At 67.2% G+C, this 20,109-nt stretch carries 16 protein-coding genes; 14 read left to right on the top strand and 2 right to left on the bottom strand.

The features are described from left to right. The first annotated feature begins 172 nt into the window (after window positions 1-172). From dgoD to RBA41_RS06215, 14 genes are all read left to right on the top strand, one after another. On the top strand, window positions 173-1,321 hold the full coding sequence (gene dgoD, locus RBA41_RS06280; RefSeq protein WP_306622143.1) for a galactonate dehydratase: 1,149 nt from the start codon (window positions 173-175) through the stop codon (window positions 1,319-1,321). Between the two features lie 51 nt (window positions 1,322-1,372). Next, complete coding sequence (locus RBA41_RS06275) at window positions 1,373-3,811, top strand: beta-galactosidase (protein WP_306622141.1); 2,439 nt, start codon at window positions 1,373-1,375, stop codon at window positions 3,809-3,811. Between the two features lie 2 nt (window positions 3,812-3,813). Further along, on the top strand, window positions 3,814-4,656 hold the full coding sequence (locus RBA41_RS06270) for an SMP-30/gluconolactonase/LRE family protein (RefSeq protein ID WP_306622139.1): 843 nt from the start codon (window positions 3,814-3,816) through the stop codon (window positions 4,654-4,656). Window positions 4,657-4,673: 17 nt separating this feature from the next. Further along, the gene (locus tag RBA41_RS06265) at window positions 4,674-5,663 is read left to right on the top strand and encodes an arabinose ABC transporter substrate-binding protein (protein ID WP_306622137.1); all 990 of its coding nucleotides are present in this window, start codon (window positions 4,674-4,676) and stop codon (window positions 5,661-5,663) included. 6 nt (window positions 5,664-5,669) lie between these two features. Beyond that, a complete protein-coding gene (gene araG / locus RBA41_RS06260; protein WP_306622135.1) occupies window positions 5,670-7,211 on the top strand; it encodes an L-arabinose ABC transporter ATP-binding protein AraG in 1,542 nt (513 codons plus the stop codon). Next, on the top strand, window positions 7,208-8,194 hold the full coding sequence (araH, locus tag RBA41_RS06255; protein ID WP_306622133.1) for an L-arabinose ABC transporter permease AraH: 987 nt from the start codon (window positions 7,208-7,210) through the stop codon (window positions 8,192-8,194). The genes araG and araH overlap by 4 nt, the downstream gene beginning before the upstream one ends. 98 nt (window positions 8,195-8,292) lie before the next feature. Continuing rightward, window positions 8,293-9,252 (top strand): LysR substrate-binding domain-containing protein, encoded by a 960-nt coding sequence (locus tag RBA41_RS06250; protein WP_306622132.1) that lies wholly within the window; start codon window positions 8,293-8,295, stop codon window positions 9,250-9,252. A 134-nt stretch (window positions 9,253-9,386) separates the two neighbouring features. Continuing rightward, entirely contained in the window at window positions 9,387-11,951 is a 2,565-nt protein-coding gene (locus tag RBA41_RS06245; protein ID WP_306622130.1) for a TonB-dependent receptor, read from the top strand. 8 nt (window positions 11,952-11,959) lie between these two features. Continuing rightward, a complete protein-coding gene (locus RBA41_RS06240; protein ID WP_306622128.1) occupies window positions 11,960-12,835 on the top strand; it encodes a 2-dehydro-3-deoxygalactonokinase in 876 nt (291 codons plus the stop codon). 2 nt (window positions 12,836-12,837) lie between these two features. Further along, complete coding sequence (locus tag RBA41_RS06235; protein ID WP_306622126.1) at window positions 12,838-13,461, top strand: 2-dehydro-3-deoxy-6-phosphogalactonate aldolase; 624 nt, start codon at window positions 12,838-12,840, stop codon at window positions 13,459-13,461. A gap of 93 nt (window positions 13,462-13,554) precedes the next feature. Then, the gene (locus RBA41_RS06230; RefSeq protein ID WP_306622124.1) at window positions 13,555-14,319 is read left to right on the top strand and encodes an SDR family NAD(P)-dependent oxidoreductase; all 765 of its coding nucleotides are present in this window, start codon (window positions 13,555-13,557) and stop codon (window positions 14,317-14,319) included. A 91-nt stretch (window positions 14,320-14,410) separates the two neighbouring features. Beyond that, window positions 14,411-14,599, top strand: coding sequence for a hypothetical protein (locus tag RBA41_RS06225; RefSeq protein WP_306622122.1), 189 nt, complete (start codon window positions 14,411-14,413; stop codon window positions 14,597-14,599). Between the two features lie 136 nt (window positions 14,600-14,735). Further along, the gene (locus RBA41_RS06220) at window positions 14,736-17,267 is read left to right on the top strand and encodes a hybrid sensor histidine kinase/response regulator (RefSeq protein ID WP_306622120.1); all 2,532 of its coding nucleotides are present in this window, start codon (window positions 14,736-14,738) and stop codon (window positions 17,265-17,267) included. 117 nt (window positions 17,268-17,384) lie between these two features. After that, window positions 17,385-18,347 (top strand): diacylglycerol/lipid kinase family protein, encoded by a 963-nt coding sequence (locus tag RBA41_RS06215; RefSeq protein ID WP_306622118.1) that lies wholly within the window; start codon window positions 17,385-17,387, stop codon window positions 18,345-18,347. A gap of 48 nt (window positions 18,348-18,395) precedes the next feature. Here RBA41_RS06215 and RBA41_RS06210 read toward each other — a convergent pair whose 3' ends face one another. Further along, window positions 18,396-18,533, bottom strand: a complete 138-nt coding sequence (locus RBA41_RS06210) for a hypothetical protein (protein ID WP_306622116.1) — start codon at window positions 18,531-18,533, stop codon at window positions 18,396-18,398. 81 nt (window positions 18,534-18,614) lie between these two features. Next, window positions 18,615-20,045 carry an aminotransferase-like domain-containing protein gene (locus RBA41_RS06205; RefSeq protein ID WP_306622114.1) on the bottom strand — a complete coding sequence of 477 codons (1,431 nt, stop codon included), beginning with the start codon at window positions 20,043-20,045 and terminating at the stop codon, window positions 18,615-18,617. Window positions 20,046-20,109: the final 64 nt, after the last annotated feature.

Genomic DNA, 20,109 nt, shown 5'->3' with positions numbered 1-20,109 from the left:
CAAAAGCATGTGATATTTCCGTCACCAAAGTACTACGGAGAATAGTCATCATAGCGAGCACAGGATGACGCGTAAGCTATGCGATTTGAGTATAGCTTTTTGTCGAATATTCATATTTCTTGGCTAGCTCGCAGGCTTAGACTGCTTGTCATTCTTGACTAATGGCTAAGCGATGAAAATCATCAAACTGACGACGTACCGGGTTCCGCCGCGCTGGATGCTGTTGAAGATCGAGACCGACGAAGGCATCGTCGGCTGGGGCGAACCGGTGATCGAAGGCCGCGCGCGCACGGTCGAAGCGGCGGTCCACGAGATGACGCCATTCCTGATCGGCCAGGACCCGGGCCGCATCAACGACCTGTGGCAAGCCATGTACCGCGGCGGCTTCTACCGCGGCGGCGCGATCCTGATGAGCGCCATCGCCGGCATCGACCAGGCCTTGTGGGACATCAAGGGCAAGCTGCTCGGCGTGCCGGTCTACGACCTGCTGGGCGGCCGGGTACGCGACAAGATGAAGATGTACAGCTGGGTGGGCGGCGACCGTCCGTCCGACGTCATCGCCGGCATCCGCAAGCTGCGCGCGGTCGGCATCGACACCTTCAAGATGAACGGCACCGAAGAAATGCGCATGCTCGACAGCGCCCGCGCGGTGGACCAGGCGGTCGGGCGCATCGCCGAAATCCGCGAAGCCTTCGGCAACGAGATCGAATTCGGCATCGACTTCCACGGCCGCGTGGCCGCCCCGATGGCCAAGGTGCTGCTGCGCGCCCTCGAACCGTACCGGCCCCTGTTTGTCGAAGAGCCGGTGCTGGCCGAGCAGGCCGAGTATTATCCGCGCCTGGCCGAATCGACCTCGATCCCGCTGGCGGCCGGTGAGCGCATGTACTCGCGCTTCGAATTCAAGCGCGTGCTCGAACAGGGCGGCCTGGCGATCCTGCAGCCGGACCTGTCGCACGCGGGCGGCATCACCGAATGCGTCAAGATCGCGGCCATGGCCGAAGCCTACGACGTCGCCGTGGCGCCGCATTGCCCGCTCGGTCCCGTCGCGCTGGCGGCCTGCCTGCACCTCGACTTTGTCTCGCATAACGCGGTGCTGCAGGAACAGAGCATGGGCATCCATTACAACCAGGGCGCCGAACTGCTCGACTACGTCAAGAACAAGGAAGACTTCCGCATGGAAGGCGGCTACATCGCGGCCTTGACCAAGCCGGGCCTGGGCGTCGAGGTCGACGAAGAGCGCGTGATCGAGGCCAGCAAGAACGCGCCCGACTGGCGCAATCCGCTGTGGCGCCATGAGGATGGCAGCGTCGCCGAGTGGTAGCGGTCAAAAAAACAAAGACGCAAGCAGTACCATAATAATAACGGAGACAAGATGCACCTGATCGTCAAATGCCTGCCACTGCTGGTGGCAGGCGCCTTTGCCAGCACCGCGTGCGGCCAGGCCCTGCTGCGCATCGACGCCAGCGCGCCGGCCAAAACGCCGCTCGAAAACCAGCTGCACATGGGCGCCTCGGTGTCGCCTTCGGGTGAGCGCATCGGCGCCAACAGCCAGTACCTGACCCGCAACGGCAAGCCATGGATGCCGGTAATGGGCGAGTTCCACTACAGCCGCACCCCGGCCGACGAATGGGAAGCGGAACTGCGCAAGATGAAGGCGGCCGGGATCGACATCGTGGCCACCTACATCATATGGAACCACCACGAAGAGCGGCAGGGCGCGTACGTCTGGAAAGGCCAGCGCGACCTGCGCCGCTTCGTGCAGCTGGCAGCTGGCGCGGGCCTGGACGTGATGGTGCGGGTCGGCCCGTGGGTGCACGCGGAAGTGCGTTACGGCGGCATTCCCGACTGGGTGGTGGGCGCCATGCCCACGCGCGGCGACGACCCGCAGTACCTGCGCCACGTCGCGCGCCTGTACGGCCAGATCGGACGCCAGCTCAAGGGCTTGCTGTGGAAGGAAGGCGGGCGCGTGATCGGCGTGCAGATCGAAAACGAATACAACCACAATGGTCCGGGCGAAGGCGCCGGCCATATCAGCACCCTCAAGCGCATGGCGCGCGAGGCCGGCATGGACGTGCCGCTGTACACCGTCACCGGCTGGGACCAGACGGTGTATCCGTCCGGTGAAGTCACACCGGTGTTCGGCGGCTATCCCGACGAGCCTTGGGCACGCAGTACCACCGAGCTGGCGCCGAAAGAAACCTACGCCTTCCGCTTCGACAGCCGCGTCAGCGGCGACCTCGGTGCGCAGACCCGCGCCAGCACGCGCGGCACCGCCGAAACCGATATCGACAAGACCCCGTTCCTGGGCGCCGAATACGGGGCCGGCCTGCCGTTCATGTACCGCCGCCGCCCGGTGGTATCGAGCGACGACATCGCCTCGATGCTGCCGGTGCAGCTGGGCTCCGGCGTGAACCTGGTCGGCTACTACATGTTCCACGGCGGGCGCAATCCGGTCGGCATGACCACGCTGGAAGAAAGCACGCTCACCGGCGGCTACAACGACACGCCGATGATCAGCTACGACTTCCAGGCGCCACTCGGCCCGGACGGCCAGCAGCGTCCCGTGCTCACGCGCCTGCGGCCCTTCCACCTGTTCATGCGCGACTTCGGCGACCGCCTCGCGCCGATGACGGTGCGTAAGCCCGACGTCGTACCGGCCGGCCCGGACGACCTGACAACGCCGCGCTTGTCCGTGCGCAGCCGGGGCGACAGCGCCTTTCTGTTCGTGAGCAACCACGTGCGCCAGTATCCGATGCAAGTGCAGCGCCAGGTGCGCTTCTCGGTCAGGCTGCCCGGCCAGACCGTGGAGTTCCCGCGCCAGCCGGTCGACCTGGCCGACGGCAGCTACTTTATCTGGCCGGTCAACATGGACCTGGACGGCACCCGCCTGGCCTATGCCACGGCGCAGCCGGTGGCGCGGCTCGATAACGGCAAGGCCGGCGTCGTGTACGTGTTCGCGGCCAGCGCCGGCATTCCCGTCGAACTGGGTTTCGACGGCGCCGCCGCAAGCAGCCTGACGGCCCCCGGCGCGCGCATCGCCCAGGAGGGCGGCAAGACCGTCATCGATGGCATCACCCCCGGCACGCAGGCGGCGGTGACGATCCGGCGCGCCGGCAAGGCGCCCGTGACGCTGCTGGTGCTAACTAAAGAACAATCGCAGCAACTGGCCATCGGCCAGCTGGCCGGCCAGCGCCGCCTTGTCATCGGCGCCCAGCAAACCTGGTTTGCCGACGGCAGCCTGCGCATGCGCTCGGACGGCAATCCGGCCTTCCGCTTCGCCGTGTATCCGGCGCTGCCGCGCACGCCCAAGGCCGACATGCCACTCAACGCCGGCCAGGACGGCATGTTCCAGTCGTTCGCCGTTACGCTGCCGGCGCGCAGCCATGAGGCGACGTTCAAGCCGGTGCGCGCGGCGCGCCCGGTCCGCCCGGTGATGATCGGCGGCCTGGCCAACGCCGCGCTGCAACCGCTGCCCGAGAGCTTCAGCGCCGCCGCGGCCTGGTCGATCGCGCTGCCGCGGGACGAGAACAGGCTCGATGCGCTGATCGAACTCGATTTCGTCGGCGACATCGGACGCCTGTTCAACGGCACCCGCATGCTCGACGACTGGTACTACAGCGGCTACGGCTGGCAGTTCGCGGCGCGCCATGCGGGCAGCGGTCCGCTGACCCTGTCGGTGCTGCCGCTGCGCGCCGACGCCCCGGTCTACATTCCGAAGGAAGGCCGCCCGGACTTCGGCGGCAAGGAGCAGATCGCCGAACTGCGCGCCGTGCGCGTGACGCCGATCTACCGTCTCGATGTGAAGCCGTGACGATGACGGCGCCATCGTCACGTTTGTCGCACCATCCCGGGCGCTGCCTGCGCTGGGATGCGCGCGGCCACCGCTGGTGGTGGGCGGGCAGCGGGGCGCACGCGGTGCACGCCCTGGCCGAGCAGGATCCGGCGCCGCTGGCCTGCCGCCTGCCGGACGCCGCCGGCCTGCTGGCGCACTGCGCGTCCGGGCGCGTGCTGCTCGGGCTGAGCAAGCGCCTCGGTTTCTCCGAGCCGGGCCGCGACACCGGCCCGCGCCAGTTGCGCGTGCAGCCGCTGGTGGCGGTGGACGCCGCCGAACCGCGCACGGCGATCAGCGACGGCTGCACCGACCGACGCGGTTTTCTGGTGTTCGGAACCCGCAACGTGGCCGAGGACGGGCGCGCGATCGGCAGTTTTTATCAGTTTTCGGGCAAGTACGGCTTGCGCCGGCTGGCCTTGCCGGTGGTGGCCGAAGCGAGCGCGATCTGCTTCAGTGCCGACGGCAAGCGCATGTTTTTCGCTGATGCACGCACCAGCGAGTTGCTCGCCTGCGACTACGACGCCGAGCGTGGCAGCGTTGGCGGCATCAAGGTGTTCGCGCAGCTCGATGCCGGCGCCACGCCGCGCGGCGCGGTGCTCGACGCCGCCGGCTGCCTGTGGAACGCCCAGGCGGGCCAGTTGGTCCGGTACGCGCCCGACGGCAAGGTGTTACGGCGCATCGCGCTCGATTGCAGCAGCATCGCCTTTGGCGGTGCTGGCCTTACGCAGCTCGCCGCAGTAGGCGAGGGCGGTTTGTTCACCGTCTCTGTTCCCGGCGTCGCGGGCCAGCCAGACAGTCCATTCGACGATCATCCATCACAATAATTGAACAGGAGACCACCATGAAAACCTTCCCTACTCTCGCAAAACTGGCGGCGGCCGCTGTCGTGGCATGCGCTTTCGGCGCCGCCCAGGCGGCCGATCCGGTCAAGATCGGCTTTTTGGTCAAGCAGGCCGAGGAACCGTGGTTCCAGGACGAATGGCGCTTCGCCGAGCAAGCCGCCAAGGACAAGGGCTTCACCCTGATCAAGATCGGCATCCCGAACGGCGAAAAAATGATCGCCGCGATCGACAACCTGGCCGCGCAAAAGGCGCAGGGTTTCGTCATCTGCGCGCCGGACGTCAAGCTGGGCAAGGCGGTCGAACGCGCCGCCAAGCGCAATAACATGAAAGTCATCTCGGTCGACGACCGCCTGCTCGATGGCGCCGGCAAGCCGCTGGCATCGGTGCCGCACATGGGCATTTCGGGCTACGAAATCGGCAAGCAGGTGGGCGCCGGGCTGGCCGCCGAAATCAAGGCGCGCGGCTGGAACCTTGCCGACGTCGGCATCCTGCGCGTGTCGTACGACCAGCTGCCCACGGCGCGCGAGCGCACCATGGGCGCGGTCGATACCTTGAAAGCGGCCGGCGTGCCGGCGGCGAACGTGGTCGATGCGGCGCAATCGAAGACCGATACCGAATCGGCCTTCAACGCCGCCAACATCGCCTACACCAAGCAGCAGCGCTTCAAGCGCTGGGTGGCGGTGGGCCTGAACGATGAAGCGGTGCTCGGCGCCGTGCGCGCCGCCGAAGGACGCGGCATGCGCGCCGACGCGATGATCGGCATCGGCATCGGCGGCAGCAAGACGGCCCTGAACGAATTCGCCAAGCCGCAGCCGACCGGTTTTTTCGGCACCGTGATGATCAGCCCGAAACGCCACGGTTACGAGACCGCCGCCAATCTGTACGACTGGATCGCCACCAACAAGGTCCCGGCGGCCGAAACGCTGACCGCCGGCACGCTGATGACGCGCGCCAATGCCGCCAAAGTGCACGCCGAAATGGAGCAGTGATCCACGATGTCCGCTTACCTCCAGTTTGACGAGGTCTCCAAGCACTTCCCCGGCGTGATCGCGCTCGGGGGCGTCAGCTTCGAGGCCCATGCCGGGACCGTGCATGGCCTGCTGGGCGAAAACGGCGCCGGCAAGTCGACCCTGCTCAAGATCCTGGGCGGGCAATACCGCCCGGACGGCGGGCGCCTGCTGCTGGACGGGCGCGAAGTGCGCTTCGGTTCGGCCAGCGACGCCATCGCCGCCGGCGTGTCGATCATTCACCAGGAACTGCAGTACGTTCCGGAGCTGACCGTGGCCGAGAACGTCCTGCTGGGCCGCATGCCGACCCGCATGGGCTTTCTCGACAAGGGCGCCGCCAACAAGCTGGTGTCCGGGCGTCTTGCCAAGATCGGCGTGGACCTCGACCCGAACGCGCGCCTTGCCGACCTGTCGATCGCGCAGCGCCAGATGGTCGAGATCTGCAAGGCGGTGATGCAGGACGCGCAGGTCATCGCGTTCGACGAGCCGACCAGCAGCCTGTCGCACCGCGAAACGGAAATCCTGTTCCGGCTGGTGCGCGACCTGCGCGCCGAAGGGCGCACGCTGATCTACATCTCGCACCGGCTGGAAGAACTGTACGCGCTGTGCGACGCCTGCACCATCTTCCGCGACGGGCGCAAGGTCGCCACCCACCCGGTGATGGCCGAGGTGCCGCGCGACCGTTTGATCAGCGACATGGTCGGGCGCGAGCTGAGCGACATCTACGACTACCGCGAACGTGAACTGGGCGCCGAACGCCTGACGGTGCGCGGCATGGCCGACGGCTGCGATTTTTCCGTGCGCGCGGGCGAAGTGCTGGGCTTTTTCGGCCTGGTGGGGGCCGGACGCAGCGAATTGATGCGCCAGATGTACGGCGCCGACAAGCGCCTGCCTGGCACCGTGATGCTCGACGGCGCGCCGGTGGCAATGGGCGGCCCCTCGGCGGCAATCGCGGCCGGCATCGTGCTGTGTCCCGAAGACCGCAAGGAGCAGGGCATCCTGGCCCAGTCCTCGGTGGCCGAGAACATCAACATCAGCTGCCGCCGCCACGCGCTGCTGGGCGGCGTGTTCCTGCGCCACGCGCGCGAGGCGGCGCTGGCCGATGAGTTCATCGCCCGCCTGCGCATCAAGACTCCCAGCCGCGAGCAGGAAATCCGCCTGCTCTCGGGCGGCAACCAGCAGAAGGTGATCCTGGCGCGCTGGCTGGCCGAACCGGGCCTGAAAGTGCTGGTGCTCGATGAGCCGACGCGTGGCATCGACGTGGGCGCCAAGAACGACATTTACCGCATCATCCACGAAGTGGCCGCGCGCGGCTGCTGCGTGATCGTGGTCTCGAGCGAACTGCCCGAAGTGCTGGGCATTTCCGACCGCGTGGCGGTCATGCGCGACGGCCGCATCGTCGGCGAGCTGGCGCGTGCCGACGCCGACGAACAAGCGGTGCTGCGCCTGGCGCTGCCCGATACCGGCAACGATAACGACAACGACAACGACGGCGACAACGCCGATAACACCTCCCGGAGAACCGCATGAGCACCATCCCAGTCACCCACACCGGCGCCCCCGCGCTGGCCGGCCGCCAGCGCGCGCTCCTGATCGAATACAGCATGCCGCTGGCGTACGCGGTGCTGTTCGCCGTGCTGGCGGCCACGGTCGATAACTTCTTCTCGGTCGCCAACGTGGTCGGGCTGATGCTGTCGGTGGCGCAGATCGGCATGGTTGCCTGCACCATGATGCTGTGCCTGGCCTCGCGCGACTTCGACCTGTCGGTCGGCTCCACCATCGCCTTTGCCGGCGTACTCGGGGCCATGGTCCTGGAGCGCACCGGCAGCGTGACGCTGGCGGTGGGCGCCGGCCTGGGCGCGGGGGCCCTGATCGGCGCCGGCAACGGCGTGCTGATCGCCTACCTGCGCGTCAACGCGCTGATCGCCACCCTGGCCACCATGCTGATGGTGCGCGGACTGGCCTTCATCGCCTCGCAAGGGCAGGCGGTCGGCATCAACTCCGACGCCTTCATCGCGTTCGGCGATGCCCAGGTGTTCGGATTGCCGCTGCCGGTGCTGGTGGCCGGCGCCTGCTTCCTGGTTTTCGGCGTGCTGCTCAATCATACGGTCTTCGGGCGCAACACCCTGGCCATCGGCGGCAATCCGGAAGCGGCGCGCCTGGCCGGCGTCAAGGTCGAGAAGCTGCGCGTGTGGATCTTTCTGCTGCAAGGGCTGGTCACGGCGCTGGCGGGCCTGATCCTGGCGTCGCGCATCACCAGCGGCCAGCCGAATGCGGCCCAGGGGTTCGAGCTCGATGTGATTTCGGCGTGCGTGCTCGGTGGCGTCTCGCTCCAGGGCGTCAAGGCGCGCATCTTCGGTGTGCTGATCGGGGTACTGATCATGGGGACGGTGGAAAACGTGATGAACCTGCTGAACGTCGACTCGTTCTACCAGTATCTGGTGCGCGGATCGATCCTGCTGGCCGCCGTGCTGCTCGATCAGCTCAAGGCGCGCGGCGAGCGCCGCACATAAGCGAGGATAATGGTTGTCGGAACGTCAGATGTCATATGTGTTGACGTTTTGCTTACTGTACATATATCATCGGCATCCCTGATTTCCGACAGCCACCCATGCCCGATCCACGCTCCGACCGATTTGTCCGCTCGCACCTCAAGACCCGCCACCTGGTGCTGCTGGTCGAACTGGGCCGGCACGGCTCCATCATGCACGCGGCGCAAGCCGCGAACCTGACCCAGCCCGCCGCCTCCAAGCTGCTCGGCGAACTCGAACACGCGCTCGGCGTGCAGCTGTTCGAGCGCCTGCCGCGCGGCGTGGCGCCCACCTGGTACGGCCAGGTGCTGATCCGCCGCGCCGGCGCGGCCCTGGCCGAGATGGACGCCGCCCACCAGGAAGTGATGGAACTGCTCTCCGGCCTGCGCGGCCGGGTCGATGTGGGCACCGTGCTCACGCCGTCCACCAGCCTGGTGCCCGAAGCGGTCAACCTGCTCAAATCGCGCCACGCGCGCGTGCACGTGTCGATCAGCGTCGATACCAGCAAGATCCTGGTGCAGCGCCTGCGCGCCGGCGAACTCGATCTGGTCGTCGGACGCATTCTTGATACCGGCGCCGCCGCCGAACTGTATTTCGAGCCGGTCACCGACGAACCCCACAGCCTGATCGTGCGCGCCGGCCATCCGCTGGCCGGCCGCACCGATCTCACGCTCGACGAACTGGCGCGCCAGGGCTGGATCTTGCCGCCCAACGGCAGCATCCTGCGCGACCGCCTGACCGCCTTGTTCCTCGCGCGCGGCCTGGAACCGCCGGCCGAAACGGTCGAAACGCTGGCGCTTCCCGTGATCGCACACCTGCTGACCGGCAGCGACATGGTGGTAGCGCTTCCGCTGGAACTGGCCCAGCCCTACCTGCAAACGGGCCTGCTGACCGTGCTGCCGTTCGACCTGAACATCCGCATGGACATGTACGGCATCATCACGCGCCGCCACCACCAGCTTTCGCCCGGCGCCGAGAGCATGCTGGCCACGATGCGCGAAGTGGCGGCCCTGCGCTATCCACCTTCCCAAGCTATATGATTTAAGCATGCTTTTTTGTAAATAAGCAATTGGAATCATATCCCTGGAGTCCGTACGATCCTGACCATGACCCGGATTCGCGGACAGCAAAGCGAACTGCGCATGGCAGCACCATACAATCCCAGGAGACCCGTGTGAAACAGAAGAAGCTCAGTTGGCTGATCGCGAGCGTGTTCGCCTTGCCGCTCGCCGTGGCGGACGCCCGCGCCCAGGCCGGCGAGGTACAGCAAGTGACCGTGTCCGGCATCCGTTCGTCGGTGCGCAATGCGCTGGCCGTCAAGGAAGCGTCGGACAGCATGGTCGAAGTGATCGCCTCCGAAGACATCGGCAAGCTGCCCGACACCACCATCGCCGAATCGCTGGCGCGCCTGCCCGGCCTGTCGTCCGGCATCGACCGCGGCAACGCCAGCCAGGTGGTGGCGCGCGGCCTCGGCCCGCGCTTCATCGGCGCCACCCTCAACGGGCGCGAACTGGCCACGTCGGAACCGGATCGTTCGGTGCGTTTCGAGCAGTTTCCGTCCGAGTCGCTCAGCGGCGCCACCGTCTACAAGACCCAGTCGGCCGAACTGGTGGAAGGCGGCGTGGCCACCACGATCGACCTGAAAACCGTCCAGCCGCTCAAATACAGCGGCCGCCAGGCTTCGCTGCGCGCCGATGCGCTGTACTACGCGCTGGGGCGCGATATCCCGGGCGCGAAGAAAACCGCGCCACGCGTGGGCGGCATCTGCCTCGACCAGTTCTTCGACAAGTCGCTCGGCGTGGCGCTGGCGTTCAGCTACCAGGACCAGCCTTCGCTGCAAAAGAACAAGGATCACTGGGGCTTCAACGAAAACAATTCGGGCGACATCGATGGCGACGGCAAGGTCGACAAAACGCCGTGGGGCTTCCAGGACAAGGTCTTGCGCGGCACCGACGAGCGCTCCAGCGTGCTCGGGAAAGTCGAATGGAAGAACGGCGAGAGCCTGCTCACCGCCGACGCCTACTACGCCCTGGCCAGGATCCGCGAACCGGGCCTGCAGCACTGGACTGGCGACATCGGCAACTGGGATAACGGCCAGAAGGGCCGCTACAGCAAGCTCAATATCCGGAACGGCTACGTGGCCGGCGCCAGCGTGGCCGATATTGGCTTCAGCAACCACGATTCGCTGTGGGTGCAGGACACCGGCACCCTGGCGCTGGGCATGAACGGCAAAACCACGGCCGGCGCCTGGAAGCTTGAGGCGGACCTGTCCACCTCGCGCGCGCAGCGCGACAGCCAGTGGCGCGACCTGCGCCAGTTCAGCCGCGCCACGGGTACCCTCAGCTGGGCCTTCACCGGCGGCGGGCGGCAATCCTTCTCGCTTGGCCAGGACAGCGGCAACCCCGCCAGTTTCTGGGGTCCGACCATGCACATCGATACCGACGGCCGCCTCAAGGATGAACTGAGCGCGCTGCACCTGAACGCGGCGCGCGATATCGCGCTCGGCCCGGTCAAGCGCCTCAAGTTCGGCGCGCGCGCCACCCACCGCGAAAAATCGTACGGCCAGACCACCTGGCAGGTCGCCCCGATCGCGGCGATTTCCGACGCCGATTACGAGACCGTCAACGTGGCCGGCATGGCGCCCTACATCGCGCTGCGCGACTTCGGCGCCAGCACGGCGGCCGCCTTCGCGCCGGGCGCTTTCGACGCGGCGGGCCGCCCGCGCACCCAGAACGACCTGCTCTCCGGCTGGAAGGTGCGCGAGCGCGGCGCCTCGCTGTACGGCCAGGCCGACCTCGATGGCACGCTGTTCGGCAACACCTTCCGCGGCAATGCCGGCCTGCGCGTGGTCCGCACCAGGCAGACCGGCGAGGGCATGCAGACGGTGAACGGCGTGGCGCCCACGGCGGCCGGCGACGGCACTTCCTGCACCGAAGTGCTGCCGAGCGTGAACCTGATTTTCAACATGGACGAGAAGCAGGAACGCCAGGTGCGCTTGTCCATCGCCCGCGCCATGTCGCGCGCGCCGCTCGACGAAATGCGCGCCTCGCGCAACCTGAACGTGGACGCCAATCCCACCCAGCCGCTGACCGGCAGCGCCGGCAATCCGCAGCTCAAACCCATGCTGGCCGACCAGATCGACCTGGCCTGGCAGTGGTACTTCGACAAAGGCGCGCTGCTGTCGGCCGGCCTGTTCTACAAGGATATCAGCCGCTACATCGGCATCACCAGCGACCGCACCACGCTGGACGGGCGCGGCGCGCTGGTCACGCGTTCGGTCAACGGCAAGGGCGGCAATATCCGCGGGGCCGAGCTGGTGTACCAGCAATCCTTCGCCAACGGCCTTGGCCTCTCCGGGAACTACGCCTACACTGCCAGTAACATCCACGAAAATATCCCGGCCGCCAAACCGTTCCCGATCGAAGGGCTGATGAAGCACAACGGCGGCCTGACGGTCTGGTACGAACAAGCCGGCTACGAGGCACGCATGTCGGCCAACTATCACAGCGCTTTTGTGCGCAACCCGACCTGGGGCGCGGGCCAGCTGGTCGAGAACGGCGCCGAAACCTATGTCGCGCTGTCGTTCGCCAAGCACCTCACGCCGAAACTTCAGCTGCGTTTTGGTGTCGATAACGTGACGAACCAGAAGGTGGTCTACACCAGCGCGAACAATCCGTACGAGCAGGAAGTGACCGAGTTCGGGCGCCGCTTCAATCTCGGCTTATCGTACAAACTATGAGAGGAACCATGCATACGCAATTACTCGGTATCGACTGGGGAACCAGCAACCGCCGCGCCTACCTGGTCGGACGCGACGGCAAGTGCCTCGCGCGCCATGCGGACGACCAGGGCATGCTGGCCGTCGGCGGCGACTTTGCCGGCTCGCTGGCGGCGCTGCGCGCCAGCATGGGCGTCGGCACCGCCATTCCGGTGGTCATGTCCGGCATGGTCGGTTCGGCCAGCGGCTGGCAGGAAGTACCCTATCTGGATACCGGCGTGCCGCTGACCGCGCTGCCGGCCCACCTGGCGAGCGTGGCGGGCCACCCCGGCTGCTTCATCGTGCCCGGCTACTGCACGCGCGATGGCGCGATCGATGTGATGCGCGGCGAAGAGACGCAACTGCTCGGCGCCGCCGGGCGCGGCCTGAGCGACGGCTGGGTGGTGCTGCCGGGGACCCACAGCAAGTGGGTCTTCCTGCGCGGCGGCCGCGTCGACCAGCTGGTGACCTACATGACCGGCGAACTGTTTTCGATGCTGGCCGCCGGCGGCACGCTGGCCGCGCTGATGGCGGCCGGCCCGGACGACGAGACCGCCTTTGCCGCCGGCCTGCAGGAAGCGCGGCGCGGGCGGCCGCTGTCGAACGCGCTGTTCGGCGTGCGCGCGCGCGTGGTGTCGAAGACCATGGCGGCGGCGCAGGCGCGCTCGTTCGTCAGCGGCCTGCTGATCGGCACCGAGTTCGTGGCGGCGCAGGGGCATGCCGACAGCGCCATCGACATCATCGCTTCGCCCGCGCTCAGTGCGCGCTACGAGAGCGCGGCTGCGTACTACGGCATGCCGGCGCGCGCGCACGATCCGGACGAGGTCTACCTGGCCGCCCTGGCCCACTTTTTTGAAAGGCTCTGATCATGGACCTGACCCAATTGACTCCACCGCTGGTCGCCATTTTGCGCGGCCTGCAAGCGCCTGACGCCGAGGCGGCCGGCGCAGCCCTGTTCGGGGCCGGCTTTCGCCTGCTCGAGGTGCCCCTCAACCGCCCCGGCGCGCTCGCATCGATCGCGCTGCTGGCGCGCATGGCGCCGGCCGGCGCCATCGTCGGCGGCGGCACCATGCTCAGCGTGGCCGATGTCGACGCCGTGCATGCGGCCGGCGGACGCATGCTGGTCGCGCCGAACTGCAACCCGGCCGTGATCGCGCGCGCGGCGGCGCTGGGCATGCTGTGCGCGCCCGGCGTGGCCACGCCCAGCGAAGCGTTCGACGCCCTCGGCGCCGGCGCCCACGCGCTCAAGATCTTCCCGGCGGAGATGGTCGGCTATGCCGGCCTGAAAGCCTTCAAGACCGTGCTCCCGCCGGGCACGCCCCTGTGGCCGGTCGGCGGCGTGTCGCCGGAAACGATGCCCGCCTGGGTCGCGGCCGGGGCCACCGGTTTCGGCATCGGCGGCGCCTTGTATGCGCCCGGCGTGACGCCGGCCGAACTGGGTGCGCGGGCCGCAGCGTTCGTCGCCGCGTGGCAGTCCACCCAGGCCAGCTAGCAGCAGCGGGCGGCATGCCGCCAGCATGAACAGTCAAAGCGCATTAGCAGCATCAGCATCAGCAGCGCTCAACAACAAGAAAAAGGACACACCATGGAATTTGCGAATTACCCGAGCCTGGCCGGCAAGGCCGTCTTCGTGACCGGCGGCGGTTCGGGCATCGGGGCCGATATCGTGGCCGCCTTTGCGCGCCAGGGCGCGCGCGTGGCGTTCGCCGACCGCGATATCGCCTCGTCCACCGAGCTGGTCGACGGCCTGGCCGGCACGGTGGCGCACACGCCGTACTTCATCGGCTGCGACCTGTCCGACATCGATGCGCTGCGCGCCAGCGTGAAGGCGGCCGGCGAGAAACTGGGCGACTTCGATGTGCTGGTCAACAATACCGCCAACGACGAGCGCCACGATTTCCTGCTGGTCAGTCCGGAGTACTTCGACGACAAGGTCGCGATCAATCTCAAGGTGGCGTTCTTCGCGGCCCAGGCGGTGATGGAAGGCATGCAGCGCCGCGGCGGCGGGGCCATCATCAACCTCGGCTCGACCGGCTGGAAGAACAAGGTGGCCGGCTATCCGGTGTACGCGGCAAGCAAGTCGGCCGTGAACGGTCTCACGCGCAGCCTGGCGCGCGAATTCGGCAAGAGCGGCATCCGCGTCAACACGCTCACGCCGGGCTGGGTCATGACCCCGCGCCAGCTCGACAAATGGGTCGACCCGGCCGGCGAGCGCGCCATGGATGAACACCAGTGCCTGCCGGGACGCATCGTCGGGCAGGATGTGGCCAGCATGGCGCTGTTCCTGGGCGCGCACGACAGCCGCATGATGACGGCCCAGGAATTCATCGTCGACGCCGGCTGGACCTGATTCCACGATCATTTCAATGGTGCGCCAAGTTGCGAATATTGCAAGTTAAAATCGGTGGCAGGAACAACATGGCGCATTGAGGGGATGATTTTTGCTTACTTGGCTCTATGACGAGGCGGGCAGGGCGTCCGCCATCCTGGACGAATTCTGCCTGCGCCGGGCCGCCGGCGGCTGGTCGCGCCGCGTGCTGCCCGACTACGTCGATACCAGCGCCGCCCTGGCGCCGGTGGCGGCGCTGCTGCCCGCGGTGCGTGCCGCAGTCAACGACCTCCCGGGCTGATTGCGCGCGCGTGTTGTCATCCGCCGACGCTGGACAAACCGTACGTCGCATGTCGTTACATAATGATACGATTACGCATGCGCTAACGCTTTGCCGTGCGCGTGCTTCATTTTCGGCGACAACAACCGGGCACTGGATGCGTCTGACATTTGATTTTCTCTCCAACGGCGGAGAACTCGGCGCCCTGATGCGCGTCAAGGACTGGAGCACCACTCCCCTCGGTCCCCCCGAACACTGGCCGACGTTGCTCAAAAGCACGATCCGCCTGATCCTCACCTCCCGCCATCCGATGTTCCTGTGGTGGGGCGGCGAGCTGGTGCAGTTCTACAACGACGCCTACCGGCTGACCATGGGTCCGGAGCGCCATCCGGGCGCGCTGGGCCAGCGCGGGCGCGATTGCTGGGAAGAAATCTGGCCCATCATCGGCCCGCAGATCGAGATGGTCATGGCCGGCAACGGCAGCACCTGGCATGAAGACCAGCTGGTGCCGGTCACGCGCCACGGCAAGCGCGAGGATGTCTGGTGGACGTACGGCTACAGCCCGATCGAAGACCACGATGGCGTGCACGGCGTGTTGGTGGTGTGCAACGACGTCACGGCCCAGCACAATGCCAAGGCGGCGCTGGAACGGATGAACCTGGCCCTGACCGAACAGATCGCCCAGCGCGAGCAGGCGCAGCGGCTCGAAGCCATCCAGACCGGACAGCGGCTGCGCGCCGAACAGGCCCTGCGCGAGCAGCGCGAAGCCGAAACCACGCGCCTGCGTTCGCTGTTCGAGCAGGCGCACGGCTTCATGTGCATCCTGCGCGGGCCGGAGCATGTCTTTGAATTTGCCAACTCGGCCTACCTGCGCCTGGTGGGCGCGCGTCCGCTGATCGGCAAGACCGTGCGCGAGGCCCTGCCGGACGTCGTCGGCCAGGGATTTTTCGAGCTGCTCGACGCGGTGTATGCCAGCGGCAAGCCGTACAAGGCGGGCGACCTGCGCATCGAACTGCGCATGGCGCCCGACAGCGCGCCGATCCAGGCCTATATCGACTTCGTGTACCAGCCGATCATCGAAGACGGCAGCGTGAGCGGCATTTTCGTGCAGGGTTTCGATGTCACCGACCGCACCATGGCGCGCCAGGCGCTGCAGCGCAGCGAACTGCGCCTGAAGGAAGGCATGAAAGTGGCGCGCATGGTGGTGTGGGACTGGGACCTGGCCAGCAATGAGGTCTTGTTTTCCGATAACGCGCCCGAACTGTTCGGCGAAAACTGGACCGACATGCGCAGCCTGTGGGATTTTCTCGATCCCGCCGATCTGCAAAGGATGGAACTTGCGCGCAGCGAGGCGATCAAATCGAATGGGAGCTACGGCGAGGTGGTGCGCCTGCGCCGGCCCGACAATGGCCAGACTGTCTGGCTGCAGGTGTACGCCACCGTGGTGCCCGATCACGCCGGCCATGCGCGCTGCATACGCGGCGTGTCGATCGATGTCAGCGCCCGCAAGCGCGCCGAGGAATCGTTGCGCGAAGCGGGGCGCCACAAGGATGAATTCCTGGCGATGCTGTCGCACGAGCTGCGCAATCCGCTCGCGCCGATCCGTTCGGCCGCGCATTTGCTGGCCATGGCGCCAGACAATGCCTCGCGCGTGAAGATGTCGAGCGTCATCATCGAGCGCCAGGTCAACCATATGACTAGCCTCATCAATGATCTGCTGGACGTGTCGCGCGTGAACACGGGGCTGGTGGTGCTCGACAAGCAGCTGATCGACCTGCACCAGGTGGTGCTGGAATCGGTAGAGCAAACCCAGCCGCTCATTGCCGAGCGCGGCCACGTGCTCAGCCTCGACGTGCCGGGCGAGGGCGAGGTGGCCGTGTGGGGCGACCGCAAGCGGCTGGTGCAGGTGCTGACCAACCTGCTGCACAACGCGGCCAAGTACACGCAGCCGGGCGGGCGCATCATGCTCGAGATCAGCCATCAGGCCGACACGGTCGAGCTGCACGTGCGTGACAACGGCATTGGCCTCGATGCCGTGCTGATGCCGCACATCTTCGACCTGTTCACCCAAGAAAAACGCTCGTCCGACCGTTCCCAGGGCGGGCTGGGCCTGGGGCTGGCGCTGGTGCGCAGCCTGGTATCGCTGCATGGCGGCCATGTGACGGCGGCCAGCCCGGGACTGGGGGAGGGCGCGACCTTCTCGGTGTACCTGCAAAAGCACGCCGCGCCCAGCGGGGCCGGCGCTTCCGGGCGCGGACCCGGCTACCATGCGGGCGAAGGGCTGCGCCTGATGCTGGTCGACGACAACAAGGATGCCGCGAACGCCATGGCCATGGTGCTGGAGTCGGCCGGCCACGTGGTGATGGTCGAGCACGATCCGCATCGGGCGCTGGAAAGCGTGGGCAGCTTCGGGCCGGACGCCTGCCTGCTCGATATCGGCCTGCCCGGCATGGACGGCAACGAACTGGCGCGCCGGCTCAGGACCAGCACGCACGCGCGCGCCGCCACCCTGATCGCCGTGACCGGCTACGGCAACAAATACGACAAGGCCAGCGCGGTGCAGGCCGGTTTCGACCATTATTTCGTCAAGCCGGCCAACACGGCCGAGCTGATCGGTGTGCTGGCCCGGATCAAGCCGGCTGCCGGCGCCACCCAGGCGAAGCCGGTCGCGGCGGGAGTGCACGGCTGACGGCGCGCATGCGAGGTGGGTAAGGGCGCGCGCGCGGCGCGCCATTTGGCGTATCGAAAGCGCAACATCGCAGGCCCGATGGTAAAGTTTGGCATCGTTCATTTCATTGTCAGCCCCATGCCCGCGCCGCTTTTTATCATTCTCAATGCCGGATCTGGTCACGCGGAAACCGAACTCCAGCGTACCACCATCGAAGACCTGCTCACCGGCGCCGGGCGCGAGTTTGAACTGGCCGTGCTCGAGCAGGCCGGCGAGCTGGCCGGCATCGCCAAGCACATGGCCGCGCGCGCGCGCGACACCGGTGGCGTGCTGGTCGCCGCAGGCGGGGACGGCACCATCAACACCGTCGCGCGCGCGGCGGTGGACAGCGGATGCCAGTTCGGCGTGCTGCCGCAGGGCACCTTCAACTATTTCGGCCGCACCCACCAGATTCCCGAAGACCTGGCCGAGGCCGTGCAGGCGCTGCTGACGGCGCGCGTGGAGCCGGTGCAGGTGGGGCTGGTCAACGACAAGGTATTCCTGGTCAACGCCAGCATCGGCCTGTATCCCAAGCTGCTCGAAGAGCGCGAGATCGACAAGAAACAGTACGGACGCAGCCGGCTGGTGGCCCTGCTGTCGGCCCTCAAGACGGTGCTCGGTTCCTACCGGCATTTGCACATCACCGTCGAGCTCAACGGCAAGATGCGCACCCTGCGCACCTCCACCCTGTTCGTCGGCAACAACCGTTTGCAGATGGAGCAGGTCGGCATCGCGCCGCTGGCCGAGCGCATCGAGGATGGCAAGCTGGCCGCGCTGGCGCCCCAGGTGGTGGGCAAGTTCGGCATGCTGGCGCTGCTGCTGCGCGGCGCGCTCGGGCGCCTGGGCGACGCGCCCAATCTGCACGCCTTCGGCCTGACCAGCATGACGGTCAAGCAGCGCGGGCTGGTTGGGCGGCGCCGGATCAAGGTCGCCATCGATGGCGAGGTGACGCATCTGGACGCGCCGCTGGTGTTCCGGGTGCTGGAAGGGCAGCTGTTGCTGCTCAAACCCGTGCCGGCGGCCGAGGCCGCGGACCAGGAGCCGCTGGCGCTGGCTTCCTGAGGCATCGTAGTCCGCGTTCGCCGCGCTCCCGGCCATGCATCCCGGGACCTACGCGGCCGCCGTCAACGCGGCCGATGCGTGCACCTGGACGAACTCGATTACCTCAGCTTCGCGCTGCTCTCGAGCAGCGGCATCGGCGACGTGATTCCGCTTACGGCGCATGCGCGCGCTGGCCAGCGTCGACATGTTCGTCGGCCTGATTTAGCTGGCGGCGGCGGTGCCGCGCCTGAGCGGTTTTACCCTGCAGCAGACCAGGGAAGGGCGCGACTAAGCGTTCTGTTGCGCCAGCTGCGCCTGCACGATGCGGCCGACGGTGGCCAGTGCCGCCTCGGCGCGCGCGTCCCACGCATGGCCGTAGTTCAGGCGCAGGCAGTTTTCAAACCCCGGCTGCGGCGAAAAGATCGGCCCCGGCGCGACGCTGATACCCTGCGCCAGCGCGGCCGCGTGCACCGCCAGCGCATCGACCCCGCCCGGCAGCTCCAGCCATAACAGATAGCCGCCCTTGGGCCGCGTGACGCGCGTGCCCTCGGGGAAGTGGCGCCGCACTGCTTCCATGAACAGTGCCTGCTGCGAGGCCAGCGTGTGGCGCAGCAGGCGCAGATGGCGGTCGTAGCCACCTTTTTCCAGGTACAGCGCCAGCGCGCCCTGGGCCGGGGCGCAGGTGGTCAGGGTGCTGGCCAGCTTCTGGCGCGCCAGCTGGCGCGTGAAGCGTCCGCCCGCCACCCAGCCGACCCGGTAGCCGGGCGCCAGGCATTTCGAGAACGACGAACAGTGCATCACCAGGCCCTCGGTATCGAAGGCCTTGGCCGGCAGCGGGCGCTTGTCGCCGAAATAGAGCTCGCCGAAGACATCATCCTCGATCAGCGGCACCTGGTAGCGCGCCAGCAGGCGCACCAGGTCGCGCTTTTTCTCGTCGGGCATCAGGCTGCCGAGGGGATTCTGGAAATTCGTCATCAGCCAGCAGGCTTTGGGGCGGTGCCGTTCGAGCGCGCGTTCGGCCGCGGCCAGGTCCATGCCGTCGCGCGGGTGGGTCGGCACCGCGATCGCCTCCAGGCCCTGGCGCTCGATCGCCTGCAGCGAGCCGTAAAAGGCGGGCGACTCGATCAGCACCGCGTCGCCCGGGCGCGCCACCGCCATCAGGCACAGGCTCAATGCTTCCAGCGCGCCGTTGGTGACGACGATATCGTCGGCGTGCACGGTCATCCCGTCGATCAGGTAGCGCAGCGAGATCTGGCGCCGCAGGCGCGCGTTGCCCGGCGTGAGATCGTCGACGCTGGCCCACGGGTCGAGCTGCTGCACGCTGGTGCTCATCACCCGCGCCAGGCGCGCCAGCGGGAACAGCAGCGGGCTGGGAAAGGCCGAGCCGAACGGCACCACATCGCGCCGCATGGTGGTTTCGAGCAGGTCGAACACGCGTTCGCTCATGGCGATCGGCAGCGCATCTTCGGCCGGACGCGAGGCCGTATCCGGTTCCGGCGGCAGGCGCGTGGCGCCGACGCTGACGAAGTAACCCGAGCGCTCGCGGGCCTGCACCAGGCCCTGGGCCTCCAGCGTGTAATAGGCTTCGAACACGGTGGCCGGGCTCACGCCGCGGCTGGCGCTGGTCTTGCGTACCGACGGCAAGCGGTCGCCCGGCTGCAGTACGCCGCTGAGGATCGAGTCGGAGATATCGCGCGCGAGCGCTTCATAAAGTTTCATGGTGCGGCCAGGGCCAGGCGGGGCGACGTGGGGGAAGTGCTGCATCATAAATCATATTTCCCCG

The organism is Massilia scottii (assembly GCF_030846495.1).
In the GTDB taxonomy this organism is placed as follows: domain Bacteria; phylum Pseudomonadota; class Gammaproteobacteria; order Burkholderiales; family Burkholderiaceae_D; genus Telluria_A; species Telluria_A violaceinigra.
This window is presented reverse-complemented; position numbering and strand designations above follow the sequence as displayed.

Coding starts and splice junctions, on each gene's coding strand:
- dgoD (WP_306622143.1), top strand. CDS start 173: ATGAAAATCATCAAACTGACGACGTACCGGGTTCCGCCGCGCTGGATG.
- RBA41_RS06275 (WP_306622141.1), top strand. CDS start 1,373: ATGCACCTGATCGTCAAATGCCTGCCACTGCTGGTGGCAGGCGCCTTT.
- RBA41_RS06270 (WP_306622139.1), top strand. CDS start 3,814: ATGACGGCGCCATCGTCACGTTTGTCGCACCATCCCGGGCGCTGCCTG.
- RBA41_RS06265 (WP_306622137.1), top strand. CDS start 4,674: ATGAAAACCTTCCCTACTCTCGCAAAACTGGCGGCGGCCGCTGTCGTG.
- araG (WP_306622135.1), top strand. CDS start 5,670: ATGTCCGCTTACCTCCAGTTTGACGAGGTCTCCAAGCACTTCCCCGGC.
- araH (WP_306622133.1), top strand. CDS start 7,208: ATGAGCACCATCCCAGTCACCCACACCGGCGCCCCCGCGCTGGCCGGC.
- RBA41_RS06250 (WP_306622132.1), top strand. CDS start 8,293: ATGCCCGATCCACGCTCCGACCGATTTGTCCGCTCGCACCTCAAGACC.
- RBA41_RS06240 (WP_306622128.1), top strand. CDS start 11,960: ATGCATACGCAATTACTCGGTATCGACTGGGGAACCAGCAACCGCCGC.
- RBA41_RS06235 (WP_306622126.1), top strand. CDS start 12,838: ATGGACCTGACCCAATTGACTCCACCGCTGGTCGCCATTTTGCGCGGC.
- RBA41_RS06230 (WP_306622124.1), top strand. CDS start 13,555: ATGGAATTTGCGAATTACCCGAGCCTGGCCGGCAAGGCCGTCTTCGTG.
- RBA41_RS06220 (WP_306622120.1), top strand. CDS start 14,736: ATGCGTCTGACATTTGATTTTCTCTCCAACGGCGGAGAACTCGGCGCC.
- RBA41_RS06215 (WP_306622118.1), top strand. CDS start 17,385: ATGCCCGCGCCGCTTTTTATCATTCTCAATGCCGGATCTGGTCACGCG.
- RBA41_RS06210 (WP_306622116.1), bottom strand. CDS start 18,533: ATGTCGACGCTGGCCAGCGCGCGCATGCGCCGTAAGCGGAATCACGTC.
- RBA41_RS06205 (WP_306622114.1), bottom strand. CDS start 20,045: ATGAAACTTTATGAAGCGCTCGCGCGCGATATCTCCGACTCGATCCTC.